Below are 16,591 nucleotides of genomic sequence, written 5' to 3' on the forward strand. Positions count from 1 at the left end.
CCACTCAAAGGAAGACTGGCAATGACTGCCCTTCGCTACATTGATTTCCCTGAATTGCTGGAACGGGCACAGCGCGCCAGCAATATCGAAGTCAGTTGCCGATGTAATACCAAGGTCCTTACCGGCTGGGAAAGTCCACTGGTCTCGTCCAATGCCCATCATCTACTGGACATCGGCACGCTGAGCAACGCCGACGAGGAAGATCTGACCATCAACGAGTATCACCCGTCAGGCACCCATTACTGGTCAACGCAGGCCCCCATTGCGCCCCGTTACTACCCCTACAACCGCTGCAAGGTGTCTGAATGTCTGTTGTGCGGGCGCTGCTACCTGCGCTATTCGGAAAGCGGGGCTTATCACATTGAACCGAGAATTCGCTATCTGGACCCGGCGCTGATCGTGGATGCACCTCTGCCAGCCTGATCAGCCGTCTGCCAGATTACAGTCAGAGCTGCACGAGCAGTTGCGGCAGGCCGGCAATCGATGCCAGGCAGTAACTCGCCAAACCACTGTCGTCGCGCTGCAGCCCAGCGGACTTGCCGGTCAGTACCCGCACACTGCGCGCCCCGATGCCTGACGCGCCCGCCATATCGGTGCCTGGATCATCGCCAATCACCAACACCTCGCGGGCCTGGCAACCGATCGACTGCAGGGCCATCTCAAAGAACAATGACGAGGGCTTGCCCGTAACCTGCGCAGTTTGCCCACTGGCGTACTCCAGCGCCGCCACGAAGGCGCCGCAATCCAGGCTCGGGCCATCTGCCGCAAACCAGAACGGATTCTTTTGCAGGGCAATCAACCGTGCGCCGCCGCTCAGCAGGCGAAACACCCGATTCAGGTTGTCGTAGCAAAAGGCCTGACCGATATCGCCGATCACCACATAGTCGGGGTTGCGCTCATTGATGAGCAGTCCATCGAACAGCGGCCGAACCGAATCGGGCACCAGCAGATAGCTGCTGCGCCCCTGCTGAGTGTGCAGCCAGGCAACGCAGGCAGTGGTTGCGGTTTGAATGTGCTGCGCCGGTACGGCAAGACCCAGCACGGCGAGTTCGGCACTGATGGTTGCAGGCGAGCGTGCCGTGATATTGGTCAGCAGGCGATAGTCGAGCCCTTGCTCATGCAGCCAGGCCAGTGACTCGGCCGCGCCGGCAATCAGCGCCCCCTGATGGGTCAGCGTGCCTTCGATATCGAGTAGCAGTCCTTTGCAGTTCATCTTTATATCCTCTACACAATGCGAAAGCCCCCGCTGGGCGGGGGCTTTCACTGTAGGGCAGCTTGCAGTCAGTTGCTTGTCAGAACGGAATATCGTCATCGAAGCTGTCGAAGTCGGCCGCCGGCTGCGGAGCCGGTTTTGGCGCTGGTCGCGACTCACGCTGCGGCTGGCTGTACGACTGTTGTGGCGATTGGTCGTAAGACTGATGCTGCGGTGACTGATCGTAGGACTGCTGTGGCGCCGGAGCCGGACGTGACTGCTGCGGGCGCGACTGGCCGTAGTTGCCACCACCCTGGTTGTCGCCCTGCTGCGGACGGCCACCGAGCAGTTGCATGGTGCCCTGCATGTCGACGACGATTTCAGTGGTATAACGCTTGATGCCGTCTTTTTCCCATTCGCGAGTCTGCAGCTTGCCTTCGATGTAGACCTGCGAGCCTTTGCGCAGGTACTCGCCGGCAATTTCCGCGACCTTGCCGAACAGCGAGACGCGGTGCCATTCGGTACGCTCGACCTTCTGGCCGCTCTGCTTGTCGGTCCATTGTTCACTGGTAGCCAGACTCAGGTTGGTCACGGCGTTGCCGTTAGGCAGGTAACGGACTTCGGGATCCTGGCCGCATGTACCGACCAATATGACTTTGTTAACCCCACGGGCCATAACGTTCTCCTAGACTTCACACGTTTGAGTGGCTGGACTGTTGACCAGCTTTTCGAGCGACGCGCGATCCAATAGTTTTGTATCAAGTTTGATATAGATGGCCGCCTCTTCGGCAACCACCACGGCATCTGTTACGCCCGGTACGGACTTCAGGCGTTGTGCCAGGCCTGTTTCTCGCTGTGCCTCAGGCGACAGCGGCAGGCGCAGGCTGGTCACGTAAGGCGGCTCGCGCATGCTCATGGCAACGATCAGCCAGATGGCCGCCAGCGCTGCGCAGCCCAGAAACACCACGTCCAGCCCGCCCTGCTGAAATAGCCAGCCGCCCATGATTCCGCCGACCGCAGAGCCGAGGAACTGGCTGGTGGAATACACCCCCATGGCCGTGCCTTTGCCGCCTGCCGGCGAAACCTTGCTGATCAGCGATGGCAGTGTGGCCTCCAGCAGGTTGAACGCGGTGAAGAATACCACGCTGCCGATCACCAGCGTTCGCAGCGTGTCGCCAAAAGCCCAGAAGAATATTTCAGAGAGCATCAGCACCGTAACAGCGCCAATCAGCACGGCCTTCATGCGGCGCTTCTTTTCGCCATAAATGATGAACGGCAGCATGGCAAAGAACGACACCAGCAGCGCCGTGAGATACACCCACCAATGCTCTTCCTTGGGCAGGCCGGCCTTTTCCACCAGCGCCAGCGGCAAGGCCACGAAACTGGACATCAGCATGGCATGCAGGACGAAGATTCCCAGGTCCAGACGCAGCAGGTCTGGATGGCGCAAGGTCGCGCCCAGGGCTGCCTTGTCGACCCCGGACTCTCGATGCATCAACGGCCCCGAAGACCTGGGCACCATGAACGCCACGATCAGGATCCCCAGCAGCGCCATGGCGCCGGTGGCAAGAAACAGACCGGACAGGCCGAATGCACTGGTCAGCACCGGGCCGATCACCATGGCAATGGCAAACGACAGGCCGATGGTCATGCCAATCATGGCCATGGCCTTGGTGCGGTGCTGTTCCCGGGTCAGGTCCGAGAGCAAGGCCATGACGGCGGCTGAAATTGCCCCGGCACCTTGCAACACACGACCGGCAATCACCCCTTCGATGGAATCGGCACCCGCGGCCACCAGGCTGCCGAGTGCGAATACCAGCAACCCCAGGTAAATCACCGGGCGTCGGCCGATGCGGTCGGAGATAAAGCCCAGCGGGATCTGCAAAATGGCCTGGGTCAGGCCATAGGCGCCGATGGCCAGGCCGATCAGTGCTGGCGTAGCGCCCGCCAGGTCCATGCCATAGGTGGACAACACCGGCAGGACCATGAACATGCCGAGCATGCGAAAGGCGAACACCAGCGCCAGCCCGCCCGCCGCGCGGGTCTCGGCACCACTCATGCGTTCGCTATGGGAGTCTTGCATGGAAAAACCTCGTGTGAACCGGCGGCGATTCTACCAGTCCCAACGAGGTACGGCACATACGCGGCGCTTTGCCGCGTAATGGCGTGGAGCCGTATACTCCGTCGTTTATGCCCGCCAGCGAGGCCGCAGTGGATAAAATCCTGATTCGTGGGGCTCGGACCCACAACCTGAAGAACATCGACCTGACCCTTCCTCGCGACAAGCTGATCGTTATCACCGGGCTGTCAGGCTCCGGCAAGTCTTCGCTGGCGTTCGACACGCTATATGCCGAAGGCCAGCGCCGTTATGTCGAATCGCTGTCGGCCTATGCCCGGCAGTTCCTGTCGATGATGGAAAAGCCCGATGTCGACACCATTGAAGGTCTGTCGCCCGCCATCTCCATCGAGCAGAAATCCACCTCACACAACCCGCGCTCGACCGTCGGCACCATCACCGAAATCTACGACTACCTGCGCCTTTTGTATGCGCGGGTCGGCCAGCCGCGCTGCCCGGACCACGATATCCCACTGGAGGCCCAGACCGTCAGCCAGATGGTCGATCTGGTACTGGCCGAACCTGAAGGCCGCAAACTGATGCTGCTGGCCCCGGTGGTGCGCGAGCGCAAAGGCGAGCACCTGTCGGTGTTCGAAGAGCTGCGTGCTCAAGGGTTCGTCCGCGCCCGGGTCGACGGCACCCTGTATGAGCTCGATGAAGTCCCCAAACTCGACAAACAGAAGAAGCACTCCATTGATGTGGTGGTCGACCGCTTCAAGGTGCGTGGCGACCTCCAGCAGCGCCTGGCCGAATCTTTCGAGACCGCCCTGCAACTGGCCGATGGCATCGCCTTGGTCGCACCGATGGATGACGAGCCAGGCGAAGAGATGATCTTTTCGGCGCGCTTCGCCTGCCCGATCTGCGGTCATGCGATCAGCGAGCTGGAGCCCAAGCTGTTTTCCTTCAACAATCCGGCCGGCGCCTGCCCGAGCTGCGACGGCCTGGGCGTCAAACAGTTCTTCGACGTCAAGCGCCTGGTCAATGCCGAGTTGACCCTGGCCGAGGGGGCGATACGCGGCTGGGACCGACGTAACGTCTACTACTTCCAGATGCTTGGCTCACTGGCCCAGCACTACAAGTTCAGCCTGGAGGTGCCGTTCAAGGAGTTGAAAGCCGATATCCAGAAGGTGCTGCTCAATGGCAGTGGCACGCAGAGTGTCGATTTCCGCTACCTCAATGACCGCGGCGATATCGTCAAGCGCGCCCACCCGTTCGAAGGCATCGTGCCGAACCTGGAGCGTCGTTATCGGGAGACCGAATCGGCCACCGTACGCGAAGAGCTGGCCAAGTTGCTCAGCACCCAATCCTGCCCGGACTGTCGTGGTACCCGCCTGCGCCGCGAAGCCCGGCATGTGTGGGTCGGTGAGCGGACCCTGCCCGCCGTGACCAATATGCCGATTGGCGACGCTGCCGAGTATTTCGCCGGGCTGACCATGACAGGCCGGCGCGGTGAGATCGCCGCGAAAATTCTCAAGGAAATCTGCGAGCGTCTGCAATTTCTGGTCAACGTCGGCCTGGACTACCTGACCCTGGACCGCAGCGCCGACACACTGTCGGGTGGCGAGGCGCAGCGTATTCGTCTGGCCAGCCAGATCGGCGCCGGCCTGGTCGGGGTCATGTACATCCTCGACGAGCCGTCGATCGGCCTGCATCAGCGCGATAACGACCGACTGCTGGCAACCCTCAAGCATCTGCGCGATATCGGCAACACAGTGATCGTGGTCGAGCACGACGAGGATGCGATCCGCCTGGCCGATTACGTGGTGGATATCGGTCCTGGCGCCGGCGTACATGGCGGGCAGATCGTTGCCGAAGGCACGCCTGCCGAAGTCATGGCGCATCCCGACTCGCTGACCGGTAAATATCTGTCAGGCCGAGTGAAGATCGAAGTCCCGGCCAAACGCACAGCGCGCAACAAGAAGCTGTCGCTGACCCTAAAAGGCGCACGCGGCAACAACCTGCGTAACGTGAATCTGGAAATTCCGATCGGCCTGCTGACCTGTGTGACCGGCGTATCCGGCTCGGGCAAGTCGACGCTGATCAACAATACGCTGTTCCCCCTCGCCGCCACTGCACTCAACGGTGCCACCACGCTGGAAGCCTCTGCTCACGACAGCATCAACGGCCTGCAGCATCTGGATAAGGTGGTGGATATCGACCAGAGCCCTATCGGCCGCACACCGCGCTCCAACCCGGCGACCTATACCGGGCTGTTTACGCCGATTCGCGAATTGTTCGCCGGGGTACCGGAGTCGCGCTCGCGGGGTTATGGCCCCGGCCGCTTCTCGTTCAACGTCAAGGGCGGACGCTGCGAGGCCTGTCAGGGTGACGGCCTGATCAAGGTAGAGATGCACTTTCTGCCGGACATCTACGTGCCCTGCGATGTGTGCAAGAGCAAGCGCTACAACCGCGAAACCCTGGAGATCAAGTACAAGGGCAAGAACATTCACGAGGTGCTGGAAATGACCATCGAGGATGCCCGCGAGTTCTTTGATGCCGTACCTGCTCTGGCGCGCAAGCTGCAAACCCTGATGGACGTCGGCCTGTCGTATATCAAGCTGGGTCAGTCAGCAACCACGCTGTCCGGCGGCGAAGCACAACGGGTCAAGCTGTCACGCGAGCTGTCCAAGCGCGACACGGGCAAGACCTTGTATATCCTTGATGAACCAACCACCGGCCTGCACTTTGCCGATATCCAGCAGTTGCTCGACGTGCTGCATCGTCTGCGCGACCACGGCAACACCGTGGTGGTAATCGAGCATAACCTGGATGTGGTCAAGACCGCAGACTGGCTGGTCGACCTGGGACCTGAAGGTGGATCACGCGGTGGCCAGATCATCGCCACCGGTACGCCGGAAGACGTGGCGGCCATGGAGCAATCGCATACCGGCCACTATCTCAAGCCGTTGCTGGAGCGTGATCGCGCCTAAGGGCAGCTACAAGCTTCAAGTTATAAGCTGCAAGCAGAAGCAACACCGCACTTTCTTGCAGCTTGCCGCTTATAGCTTGCAGTCCAATAAAAAAGCCCCTGTCACAGCAATGTGCAGGGGCTTTTTAATGATTTACTGCCTGTCAGAACTGCGACTGCAGGTAGTTCTGCAGGCCGATGGATTTGATCAGGCCTTGCTGTTTTTCCAGCCAGTAGGTGTGATCTTCCTCGGTATCGGCCAGTTGCAGGCGCAGGATGTCGCGGCTGATGTAGTCACCGTGCTTTTCGCACAGCTCAATGCCTTTACACAGTGCAGCACGCACTTTGTATTCCAGGCGCAGGTCGCTGGCCAGCATCTCCGGTACAGTCGTACCGACATCCAGATCGTCCGGGCGCATGCGCGGAGTGCCTTCAAGCATGAGAATCCGGCGCATCAACGCATCGGCGTGCTGCGCCTCCTCTTCCATCTCATGATTGATGCGCTCGTAGAGCTTGGTGAAGCCCCAGTCTTCGTACATGCGCGAGTGAATGAAATACTGGTCACGCGCAGCAAGTTCGCCGGTGAGCAAAGTATTGAGGTAATCAATGACGTCTGGATGGCCTTGCATCGCCAAACTACTCCCTACAGAAAGGCTGTAGTTTGAACCAAGCCTCTCTTGAGGTCACGGCCATTCGCGCAATAAAACGATAAAAAGCAGTGAAAATCGGTTATCAAGAAGCGAAAAACCGCCCAAATGAGGGCGGTTCTGTTTATCACTATTACTTAGCTAACGGTTACACCCAACGCCTTGGCAATGCCTTCACCATAAGCTTGGTCAGCCTTGTAGAAGTGCTGTAGCTGGCGCTGCACAACGTCGCTGCTGACCCCGGCCATGGCGCCGGCAATGTTGTTGATCAGCAACGCTTTCTGCTCATCATTCATCAGGTTGAACAGCTTGCCGGCCTGGCTGTAGTAGTCAGTGTCCTCACGGTGATCATGACGGTCCGCAGCGCCACTGAGCGCCAGCGCCGGCTCTGCGTAACGCGGCGACTGCTTAGGGGCATCGCCATAGCTGTTGGGCTCGTAATTCGGAGCAGCGCCACCGTTGTCACCATAGGCCATGGCGCCATCGCGCTGATAGGTGTTCACCGGGCTCTTGGCCGCATTGATGGGCAGGTGCTGATGGTTGGTGCCTACCCGGTAGCGATGCGCGTCGGCATAGGCAAACACGCGGCCCTGCAGCATACGGTCTGGCGACAGACCAACGCCTGGAACCATGTTGCTCGGTCCAAATGCCGCCTGCTCGACCTCGGCAAAATAGTTCAGCGGGTTGCGGTTCAGCTCCAGCTCACCGACCTCGATCAGCGGGAACTCCTTCTGCGACCAGGTCTTGGTCACGTCGAACGGGTTCTCGTGATGCTGATTGGCCTGTTGTTCGGTCATGATCTGGATGCAGACCTGCCATTTCGGGAAATCACCGCGCTCAATGGCTTCGAACAGATCGCGCTGTGCGTAGTCAGGATCGGTACCGGCAATGCGTGCAGCATCGGCCGGCGCAAGGTTCTTGATGCCTTGTCTGGTCTTGTAGTGCCATTTCACCCAATGCCGCTCACCGGCAGCGCTGATCAGGCTGTAGGTATGGCTGCCGAAGCCGTGCATATGGCGGTAGCCATCCGGGATGCCGCGATCGGAAAACAGAATAGTGACCTGGTGCAGCGCCTCAGGCGAATGCGACCAGAAGTCCCACATCATCTGCGCGCTTTTCAGGTTACTTTGCGGCAAGCGCTTCTGGGTGTGGATAAAGTCCGGGAATTTGAGCGGGTCACGAATGAAGAACACCGGCGTATTGTTGCCGACGATGTCCCAGTTGCCTTCTTCGGTGTAGAACTTCAGCGCAAAGCCGCGTGGGTCACGCTCTGTGTCGGCCGAGCCACGCTCGCCACCGACAGTAGAAAAACGCAGGAAAATCGGGGTCTGCTTGCCCACCGCCTCGAACAGCTTGGCGCTGGTGTACTGAGTGATGTCGCGGGTAACCGTAAAGGTGCCATGCGCGCCCGAGCCTTTGGCGTGTACACGGCGCTCAGGGATGTTCTCACGGTTGAAATGCGCGAGCTTCTCGATCAGGTGGAAGTCATCGAGCAACAATGGGCCGCGAGGGCCTGCCGAGCGAGAGTTCTGGTTGTCAGCAACAGGTGCGCCGCTTGCGGTGGTAAGGGTCTTGGTCTGGCTCATCGGTAATCCTCCTCAGGCATTGAAGCATCCGTTTAAACGGCTTGAGGAAGAGTATTGTCCATATTCGTTACAAGGGTAAATTGATTGCTTGTTAAACGTTGATAGCAATTACCAATCTACAGACAACAAAAAACCGGGCACTAGGCCCGGTTTCTTGTGATCAGACTGACGTCTTACTCGGCATCTACAGCAGCAGCACCGACTGGACGATCAACCAGCTCGACGTACGCCATTGGCGCGTTGTCGCCAGCGCGGAAACCGCACTTCAGGATACGCAGGTAGCCACCCGGACGGGTTGCATAGCGCTTGCCCAGATCGTTGAACAGTTTGCCTACAGCGGACTTCGAACGAGTACGGTCGAAAGCCAGACGACGGTTGGCAACGCTGTCTTCCTTGGCCAGAGTGATCAGCGGCTCGGCAACGCGGCGCAGTTCTTTGGCTTTTGGCAGGGTAGTTTTGATCAGCTCGTGCTCGAACAGCGACACTGCCATGTTTTGAAACATGGCCTTGCGGTGCGCGCTGGTGCGGCTCAGGTGACGACCACTTTTACGATGACGCATGGTTCATTCCTTACCAAACTCGCGTTCGGTGATTACGACGATCAGGCCGTGGCCTTGTCGTCCTTCTTAAGACTTGCCGGCGGCCAGTTGTCGAGGCGCATGCCGAGTGACAAACCGCGGGAGGCCAAAACGTCCTTGATTTCAGTCAGGGACTTCTTGCCCAGGTTCGGAGTTTTCAACAGCTCTACTTCGGTGCGCTGAATCAGATCACCGATGTAGTAGATGTTCTCCGCCTTCAGGCAGTTGGCCGAACGCACGGTCAGTTCCAAATCGTCAACCGGACGAAGCAGGATCGGATCGATCTCGTCTTCCTGTTCGATTACAACAGGCTCACTGTCACCTTTGAGGTCGACGAACGCAGCCAACTGCTGTTGCAGAATGGTTGCAGCACGGCGGATAGCCTCTTCAGGATCCAGAGTACCGTTGGTTTCCAGATCAATAACCAGCTTGTCCAGGTTGGTACGCTGTTCGACACGGGCGTTTTCCACCACGTATGCGATACGACGGACCGGGCTGAACGAAGCGTCCAGCTGAAGACGGCCAATGCTACGGCTTTCGTCTTCATCGCTCTGACGCGAGTCGGCCGGCTCATAACCACGACCACGAGCTACGGTGAGCTTCATGTTCAGGACGCCGTTGGACGCCAGGTTAGCGATTACGTGATCGGGGTTAACGATCTCGACATCATGATCCAGCTGAATATCGGCAGCGGTAACCACCCCCGAACCCTTTTTCGACAAGGTCAGCGTAACTTCGTCTCGACCGTGCAGCTTGATAGCCAGGCCTTTGAGGTTCAACAGGATTTCAATGACGTCTTCCTGTACACCTTCGATCGCGCTGTACTCGTGGAGTACACCGTCGATCTCGGCCTCGACTACTGCACAGCCGGGCATGGAGGACAACAAGATGCGACGCAACGCATTGCCCAGGGTATGGCCGAAACCACGCTCGAGAGGCTCGAGCGTAATCTTGGCGCGGGTTGGACTGACAACCTGAACGTCGATGTGACGTGGTGTCAGAAACTCATTTACCGAAATCTGCATGGATGCACCTATTTTCTAGCCCTTACTTGGAGTAGAGCTCGACAATCAGGCTTTCGTTGATGTCGGCGGATAGATCACTGCGAGCAGGAACGCTTTTGAAAACGCCCGACTTCTTCTCAGTGTCTACGTCTACCCATTCTACGCGGCCACGTTGGGCACACAGTTCAAGAGCCTGGCCAATACGCAGCTGGTTCTTCGCCTTTTCACGGACAGCAACAACGTCGCCGGCACGTACTTGGTACGAAGGAATGTTTACAGTCTGACCATTGACGCTGATCGACTTGTGCGAAACCAGTTGACGGGATTCAGCACGAGTCGAGCCGAAGCCCATGCGGTATACAACGTTGTCCAGACGGCATTCGAGCAGTTGCAGCAGGTTTTCACCGGTTGCACCTTTCTTGCTAGCGGCTTGCTTGTAGTAGCCGCTGAACTGACGCTCGAGAACACCGTAGATACGACGTACTTTTTGCTTTTCACGCAGCTGGGTGCCGTAGTCGGACTGACGGCCACGGCGCTGGCCGTGGATACCTGGGGCTGCTTCGATGTTGCACTTGGATTCGAGTGCGCGCACACCGCTCTTCAGGAAAAGGTCAGTGCCTTCACGACGAGCAAGTTTGCATTTTGGACCAATGTAACGAGCCATTTCTTACAGTCTCCTGGATTACACGCGGCGCTTCTTCGGCGGACGGCACCCGTTGTGCGGGATTGGTGTCACGTCGGTGATGCTGGCGATCTTATAGCCACAGCCGTTCAGAGCGCGAACAGCGGACTCACGACCTGGGCCTGGACCCTTGACGTTGACGTCGAGGTTCTTGAGACCGTATTCCAGCGCGGCTTGACCAGCACGCTCGGCAGCTACCTGAGCAGCGAACGGGGTGGACTTACGCGAACCACGGAAACCCGAACCGCCGGAGGTAGCCCAGGACAGGGCGTTACCTTGACGATCGGTAATGGTGACGATGGTGTTGTTAAAAGACGCATGGATGTGGGCGATGCCATCAACCACTGTCTTTTTAACTTTTTTACGAGGACGAGCAGCAGGTTTTGCCATGACTAATTTCCTGTCGAAACGCTGGAGCGATTACTTGCGGATCGGCTTACGCGGACCTTTGCGAGTACGTGCGTTGGTCTTGGTACGCTGACCGCGTACTGGCAGACCGCGACGGTGACGCAGACCGCGGTAGCAGCCCAAGTCCATCAAGCGCTTGATTTTCATGTTTATTTCGCGACGCAGGTCACCTTCAGTGGTGATCTTCGCCACTTCGCCACGCAGCTGTTCGATCTGCTCGTCGCTCAGATCCTTGATTTTTACAGCCGGGTTTACGCCGGCATCTGCACAGATTTTCTGTGCAGTAGTGCGACCAACACCATAGATGTAGGTCAGCGAGATAACAGTATGCTTGTTATCTGGAATGTTAACGCCTGCAATACGGGCCATTCAGTGGGACTCCAGTTGACAGCTACCTACGCCCCGGAAGCCAAGAAATAGGGCGCGAGATAATATCGCTGTAGTAACAATTAATCAACCCAGCAGCACACTAGCTGCTGGGCTTAAGCACAGCTCACAATCAGCCTTGGCGCTGCTTATGACGTGGTTCCGCGCTGCAAATTACTCGAACAACACCTTCGCGGCGAATAATTTTGCAGTTACGGCACAGCTTTTTCACCGATGCACGAACTTTCATCACCAACTCCTCGAACCTTATGGGTCTCTCAGCGCAGCATGCCGCTGCCGCCGTAGCCCTTCAGGTTGGCTTTCTTCATCAGGGATTCATACTGGTGCGAAACGAGGTGCGATTGTACTTGCGACATGAAGTCCATCACAACCACGACCACGATCAGCAACGAGGTCCCGCCAAGGTAGAACGGAACGTTGGCAGCCACCACCAGGAACTGGGGAAGCAAGCAAACGGCCGTCATATAAAGAGCACCGAACAGGGTCAAACGGGTCAAAACGCCATCAATGTAGCGCGCCGACTGCTCGCCTGGACGAATGCCCGGAATAAAGGCACCGGACTTTTTCAGGTTTTCCGCTACGTCTTTCGGATTGAACATCAACGCCGTATAGAAGAAGCAGAAGAAAATGATCCCTGCACTAAACAGCAGAATGTTCAACGGCTGACCAGGAGCGATCGACTGCGAAAGGTCCTGCAACCAGCCCAAACCTTCAGACTGACCGAACCAGGAACCCAGCGAAGCCGGGAACAGCAGAATGCTGCTTGCAAAAATGGCCGGGATCACACCAGCCATGTTCACTTTCAGCGGCAAGTGGCTGGTCTGTGCAGCGAAGACCTTGCGGCCCTGCTGACGCTTGGCGTAGTGCACAGCAATACGACGCTGGCCACGCTCAATGAACACCACGAAACCGATGATCGCTACCGCCAGCAAACCGATGGCAACCAGCGCGAAAATGTTGATATCGCCCTGACGTGCAGACTCGAAAGACTGCCCGATTGCCCTCGGAAGACCAGCAACGATACCTGCGAAGATCAACATCGAGATACCGTTACCAACACCACGCTCGGTAATCTGCTCACCCAGCCACATCATGAACATCGCACCAGCCACGAAGGTGGTAACGGCCACGAAGTGGAAGCCGAAGTCTGCAGCGAACGCCACACCCTGACCGGCCAGGCCGACGGACATGCCGACAGCTTGAACCAGAGCCAGGATGACGGTGAGATAGCGGGTGTACTGGCTGATCTTGCGACGGCCAGCTTCACCTTCCTTCTTCAACTGCTCCAGCTGCGGACTGACGGCGGTCATCAGCTGCATGATGATCGATGCCGAAATGTACGGCATGATCCCCAATGCAAAGATGCTCATCCGCTCCAGCGCGCCACCGGAGAACATGTTGAACAAGCTAAGAATGGTCCCCTCATTCTGTCGAAACAGTTCCGCCAGCCGGTCCGGATTGATACCAGGCACTGGGATATGCGCACCGATCCGATAGACGATAATCGCCAGGAACAGAAAACGCAGTCGAGCCCAGAGCTCGGACAGTCCGCCTTTGCTGAGCGCTGAGAGAGCACCTTGCTTAGCCATTTATTCCTCGAACTTGCCGCCAGCTGCTTCGATAGCCGCACGTGCACCTTTGGTGACGGCGATTCCCTTGATAGTGACAGCGCGAGTAACTTCGCCCGACAGCATGATTTTCACACGCTGAACGTTCTGGTTGATCACGTTGGCATCTTTCAGGGTCTGTACAGTTACGACGTCGCCTTCCACTTTGGCCAGCTCGGACAGACGCACTTCTGCGCGGTCCATGGCTTTCAGGGAAACGAAACCGAACTTGGGCAGACGGCGATGCAGAGGCTGTTGACCACCCTCGAAACCAGGGGCAATGGTGCCACCGGAACGGGAAGTCTGACCTTTGTGACCACGGCCACCGGTCTTGCCCAGGCCACTACCGATACCACGGCCTGGACGATGCTTCACGGGACGGGAACCCGGAGCTGGACTCAGATCATTGAGTTTCATCGATTAACCCTCGACGCGCAGCAGGTAGTAAGCCTTGTTGATCATCCCGCGATTCTCGGGAGTATCCTGGACTTCTACGGTGTGACCGATGCGACGCAGACCCAGACCCTTAACGCACAGTTTGTGGTTAGGCAGACGGCCAGCGACGCTCTTGATCAGCGTTACTTTTACGGTAGCCATGATCAGATGATCTCCTCAACGCGCTTGCCACGTTTGGCAGCGATGGAATCAGGAGACTGCATAGCCTTCAGACCCTTGAAAGTGGCGTGAACCACGTTTACAGGGTTAGTCGAGCCGTAGCACTTGGCCAGGACGTTCTGAACACCAGCAACTTCCAGAACAGCACGCATCGCGCCACCGGCGATGATACCGGTACCTTCCGAAGCAGGCTGCATGTAGACCTTGGAGGCGCCATGAGCAGACTTGGTAGCGTACTGCAGAGTGGTGCCGTTCAGGTCAACCTGAATCATGTTGCGACGAGCAGCTTCCATCGCTTTCTGGATGGCGGCAGGCACTTCGCGGGACTTGCCACGGCCAAAGCCTACACGGCCCTTGCCATCACCTACCACGGTCAACGCGGTGAAGGTGAAGATACGACCGCCTTTGACGGTCTTGGCAACGCGGTTAACCTGAACCAGCTTCTCGATGTAGCCTTCGTCGCGTTTTTGATCGTTATTTGCCATAACTTAGAACTCCAGCCCGCCTTCACGAGCAGCATCAGCCAGCGCCTTGACACGGCCGTGGTACTTGAAGCCAGAACGGTCGAAGGCAACTTGCGATACGCCAGCGGCTTTAGCGCGCTCAGCAACCAGCTTGCCAACCTTAGTGGCCGCGTCGATGTTGCCAGTGGCACCATCACGCAGTTCTTTGTCCAAAGTCGAAGCGCTTGCCAGGACTTTGCTGCCGTCGGCCGAAATGACCTGGGCATAGATGTGCTGCGAAGAGCGGTGCACGCAGAGACGAACGACTTCGAGTTCGTGCATTTTCAGGCGTGCTTTGCGAGCGCGACGCAGTCGGGTAACTTTTTTGACGGTCATTTGCTATGCCCTACTTCTTCTTGGCTTCTTTACGACGGACGACTTCGTCTGCGTAACGCACACCTTTGCCTTTGTAAGGCTCAGGACGGCGGAAGTCGCGGATCTCAGCGGCCACCTGACCAACCAGCTGCTTGTCGATACCACGAATCAGGATATCGGTCTGGCTAGGAGTCTCAGCGGTGATGCCATTCGGCAATTCGTAATCCACTGGGTGCGAGAAGCCAAGCGCCAGGTTCAGGACGGAGCCTTTTACCTGAGCCTTGTAACCAACACCTACCAGCTGGAGCTTGCGCTCGAAGCCTTGGCTAACGCCCTGGACCATGTTATTGACCAGTGCGCGAGTGGTACCGGCCATTGCGCGAGTCTGTTGATCGCCATTGCGAGCAGCAAAACGCAGCTCACCAGCTTCTTCAACGACTTCAACGGACGAGTGGACATTCAGTTCGAGGGTGCCTTTGGCGCCCTTGATGGAAAGCAGCTGGCCGGCGAGTTTGATCTCGACGCCCGATGGCAGCTTAACGGGGTTCTTCGCTACGCGTGACATAGTTATCCCCCCTTAGAACACAGTGCAAAGCACTTCGCCGCCGACACCGGCAGCGCGCGCAGCACGATCAGTCATCACACCTTTGTTGGTGGAGACGATAGACACACCGAGGCCGCCACGTACTTTTGGCAGATCATCGGAGGACTTGTACTGACGCAGGCCTGGACGGCTGACGCGTTTGACTTCTTCGATGACCGGACGGCCTTCGAAATATTTCAGCTCAATGGACAGCGAAGGTTTGACTTCACTGCTGACCTGATAACCCGCAATGTAACCTTCGTCTTTGAGAACTTTGGCTACAGCTACCTTCAACTTGGAAGATGGCATGCTCACAACGGGCTTTTCAGCCATCTGGGCATTACGGATACGAGTTAGCATGTCCGCTAACGGGTCCTGCATACTCATGGGCTAGACGCTCCTGATACAGATAAAATTAGCCTTCCGGCTACTACATTTCGCCGAGACAACCGGGCAGAGAAAAACACGGGCTCAGGCGAGCCGGCAATTCTAGTCTTCCCCCAGAAATGAATCAAGCCCCATAAGGGGCTTGATTCAGTCTCGCAACATCCAGCGACCAGCGGTAGAACCACCGGGCGCCGTTGTCGAGATACGTGTTACCAGCTGGCTTTCACCAGACCTGGTACGTCACCACGCATGGCAGCTTCACGCAGCTTGTTACGGCCGAGGCCGAACTTGCGGTAAACGCCGTGCGGACGACCAGTCAGGCGGCAACGGTTACGCAGGCGCGAAGCGCTGGCGTCACGTGGTTGCTTCTGCAGAGCTACGGTAGCTTCCCAACGCGCTTCTGGACTTGCGTTCAGATCAACGATGATAGCTTTCAGCTCGGCACGCTTCTTGGCGTACTTGGCAACGGTGAGCTGACGCTTCAGCTCACGGTTTTTCATGCTCGTCTTGGCCATTATCCGGACTCCAATCAGTTACGGAACGGGAACTTGAAAGCACGCAGCAGGGCGCGGCCTTCGTCGTCGTTCTTGGCAGTGGTGGTCAGGGTGATGTCCAGACCGCGCAGAGCATCGATCTTGTCGTAATCGATTTCCGGGAAAATGATCTGCTCTTTCACGCCCATGCTGTAGTTGCCACGACCATCGAAGGACTTGGCATTCAGGCCGCGGAAGTCGCGAACCCGAGGCAGGGAGATCGACAGCAGACGATCCAGGAACTCGTACATACGATCACGGCGCAGAGTAACCTTCACGCCAATCGGCCAACCTTCACGAACCTTGAAACCTGCAATCGACTTGCGAGCGAAAGTCACAACGGCCTTTTGACCGGTGATCTTTTCCAGGTCAGCAACAGCGTGCTCGATGACTTTCTTGTCACCGACCGCTTCGCCCAGACCCATGTTCAGGGTGATTTTGGTAACGCGCGGAACTTCCATCACGTTCGCCAGCTTAAGTTCTTCCTTAAGCTTGGGAGCGATATCCTTCCGGTAAATCTCTTTCAGTCGTGCCATGGTC

The 16,591-nt window shown here is 57.6% G+C and carries 22 protein-coding genes; 2 read left to right on the top strand and 20 right to left on the bottom strand.

Annotated features, from left to right (window positions below; genetic code table 11):
* Window positions 1–21 precede the first annotated feature (21 nt).
* Complete coding sequence (locus PSCI_RS05870) at window positions 22–423, top strand: hypothetical protein (RefSeq protein ID WP_045484053.1); 402 nt, start codon at window positions 22–24, stop codon at window positions 421–423.
* Between the two features lie 22 nt (window positions 424–445).
* Here the strand turns inward: PSCI_RS05870 and PSCI_RS05875 are convergent, their stop codons facing one another.
* The 3 genes from PSCI_RS05875 to PSCI_RS05885 all read right to left on the bottom strand — a co-directional run bounded on the left by PSCI_RS05875 (window position 446) and on the right by PSCI_RS05885 (window position 3,275).
* Entirely contained in the window at window positions 446–1,213 is a 768-nt protein-coding gene (locus tag PSCI_RS05875; RefSeq protein ID WP_045484056.1) for a TIGR01458 family HAD-type hydrolase, read from the bottom strand.
* 79 nt (window positions 1,214–1,292) lie between these two features.
* The gene (locus PSCI_RS05880; protein ID WP_045484060.1) at window positions 1,293–1,868 is read right to left on the bottom strand and encodes a single-stranded DNA-binding protein; all 576 of its coding nucleotides are present in this window, start codon (window positions 1,866–1,868) and stop codon (window positions 1,293–1,295) included.
* 9 nt (window positions 1,869–1,877) lie between these two features.
* Window positions 1,878–3,275 (bottom strand): MFS transporter, encoded by a 1,398-nt coding sequence (locus PSCI_RS05885; protein ID WP_045484063.1) that lies wholly within the window; start codon window positions 3,273–3,275, stop codon window positions 1,878–1,880.
* A gap of 128 nt (window positions 3,276–3,403) precedes the next feature.
* Between PSCI_RS05885 and uvrA the strand changes: the two genes are divergently transcribed.
* A complete protein-coding gene (uvrA, locus tag PSCI_RS05890; protein ID WP_045493892.1) occupies window positions 3,404–6,238 on the top strand; it encodes an excinuclease ABC subunit UvrA in 2,835 nt (944 codons plus the stop codon).
* A gap of 142 nt (window positions 6,239–6,380) precedes the next feature.
* Here uvrA and bfr read toward each other — a convergent pair whose 3' ends face one another.
* The 17 genes from bfr to rplE all read right to left on the bottom strand — a co-directional run bounded on the left by bfr (window position 6,381) and on the right by rplE (window position 16,587).
* Window positions 6,381–6,845, bottom strand: coding sequence for a bacterioferritin (gene bfr / locus PSCI_RS05895; protein WP_045484066.1), 465 nt, complete (start codon window positions 6,843–6,845; stop codon window positions 6,381–6,383).
* Between the two features lie 155 nt (window positions 6,846–7,000).
* Window positions 7,001–8,449 carry a catalase gene (locus PSCI_RS05900; protein ID WP_045484068.1) on the bottom strand — a complete coding sequence of 483 codons (1,449 nt, stop codon included), beginning with the start codon at window positions 8,447–8,449 and terminating at the stop codon, window positions 7,001–7,003.
* Between the two features lie 173 nt (window positions 8,450–8,622).
* Entirely contained in the window at window positions 8,623–9,009 is a 387-nt protein-coding gene (rplQ, locus tag PSCI_RS05905) for a 50S ribosomal protein L17 (RefSeq protein ID WP_045484071.1), read from the bottom strand.
* A 41-nt stretch (window positions 9,010–9,050) separates the two neighbouring features.
* Window positions 9,051–10,052: a DNA-directed RNA polymerase subunit alpha gene (locus PSCI_RS05910; RefSeq protein ID WP_045484073.1), complete on the bottom strand. Its 1,002-nt coding sequence runs from the start codon at window positions 10,050–10,052 to the stop codon at window positions 9,051–9,053.
* Window positions 10,053–10,074: 22 nt separating this feature from the next.
* Window positions 10,075–10,695, bottom strand: a complete 621-nt coding sequence (rpsD, locus tag PSCI_RS05915; RefSeq protein ID WP_045484076.1) for a 30S ribosomal protein S4 — start codon at window positions 10,693–10,695, stop codon at window positions 10,075–10,077.
* Window positions 10,696–10,713: 18 nt separating this feature from the next.
* Entirely contained in the window at window positions 10,714–11,103 is a 390-nt protein-coding gene (rpsK, locus tag PSCI_RS05920; protein WP_002555466.1) for a 30S ribosomal protein S11, read from the bottom strand.
* 30 nt (window positions 11,104–11,133) lie between these two features.
* The gene (gene rpsM, locus PSCI_RS05925; RefSeq protein WP_045484080.1) at window positions 11,134–11,490 is read right to left on the bottom strand and encodes a 30S ribosomal protein S13; all 357 of its coding nucleotides are present in this window, start codon (window positions 11,488–11,490) and stop codon (window positions 11,134–11,136) included.
* 130 nt (window positions 11,491–11,620) lie between these two features.
* Complete coding sequence (gene rpmJ, locus PSCI_RS28435; protein ID WP_002555468.1) at window positions 11,621–11,737, bottom strand: 50S ribosomal protein L36; 117 nt, start codon at window positions 11,735–11,737, stop codon at window positions 11,621–11,623.
* Between the two features lie 28 nt (window positions 11,738–11,765).
* A complete protein-coding gene (secY, locus tag PSCI_RS05930; protein ID WP_045484083.1) occupies window positions 11,766–13,097 on the bottom strand; it encodes a preprotein translocase subunit SecY in 1,332 nt (443 codons plus the stop codon).
* Window positions 13,098–13,532, bottom strand: coding sequence for a 50S ribosomal protein L15 (gene rplO / locus PSCI_RS05935; RefSeq protein ID WP_045484086.1), 435 nt, complete (start codon window positions 13,530–13,532; stop codon window positions 13,098–13,100).
* Between the two features lie 3 nt (window positions 13,533–13,535).
* On the bottom strand, window positions 13,536–13,712 hold the full coding sequence (rpmD, locus tag PSCI_RS05940; RefSeq protein ID WP_045484089.1) for a 50S ribosomal protein L30: 177 nt from the start codon (window positions 13,710–13,712) through the stop codon (window positions 13,536–13,538).
* A gap of 2 nt (window positions 13,713–13,714) precedes the next feature.
* Window positions 13,715–14,215, bottom strand: coding sequence for a 30S ribosomal protein S5 (gene rpsE / locus PSCI_RS05945; RefSeq protein WP_045484099.1), 501 nt, complete (start codon window positions 14,213–14,215; stop codon window positions 13,715–13,717).
* Window positions 14,216–14,218: 3 nt separating this feature from the next.
* Window positions 14,219–14,569 (bottom strand): 50S ribosomal protein L18, encoded by a 351-nt coding sequence (rplR, locus tag PSCI_RS05950; RefSeq protein WP_002555473.1) that lies wholly within the window; start codon window positions 14,567–14,569, stop codon window positions 14,219–14,221.
* A gap of 10 nt (window positions 14,570–14,579) precedes the next feature.
* Entirely contained in the window at window positions 14,580–15,113 is a 534-nt protein-coding gene (gene rplF / locus PSCI_RS05955) for a 50S ribosomal protein L6 (RefSeq protein ID WP_045484102.1), read from the bottom strand.
* Window positions 15,114–15,125: 12 nt separating this feature from the next.
* A complete protein-coding gene (rpsH, locus tag PSCI_RS05960) occupies window positions 15,126–15,518 on the bottom strand; it encodes a 30S ribosomal protein S8 (RefSeq protein WP_045484105.1) in 393 nt (130 codons plus the stop codon).
* 209 nt (window positions 15,519–15,727) lie between these two features.
* Entirely contained in the window at window positions 15,728–16,033 is a 306-nt protein-coding gene (rpsN, locus tag PSCI_RS05965; protein ID WP_045484107.1) for a 30S ribosomal protein S14, read from the bottom strand.
* Window positions 16,034–16,047: 14 nt separating this feature from the next.
* Window positions 16,048–16,587 carry a 50S ribosomal protein L5 gene (gene rplE / locus PSCI_RS05970; protein ID WP_045484112.1) on the bottom strand — a complete coding sequence of 180 codons (540 nt, stop codon included), beginning with the start codon at window positions 16,585–16,587 and terminating at the stop codon, window positions 16,048–16,050.
* Window positions 16,588–16,591: the final 4 nt, after the last annotated feature.

Origin of the sequence: Pseudomonas sp. StFLB209 (assembly GCF_000829415.1) — a bacterium.
In the GTDB taxonomy this organism is placed as follows: Bacteria; Pseudomonadota; Gammaproteobacteria; order Pseudomonadales; family Pseudomonadaceae; genus Aquipseudomonas.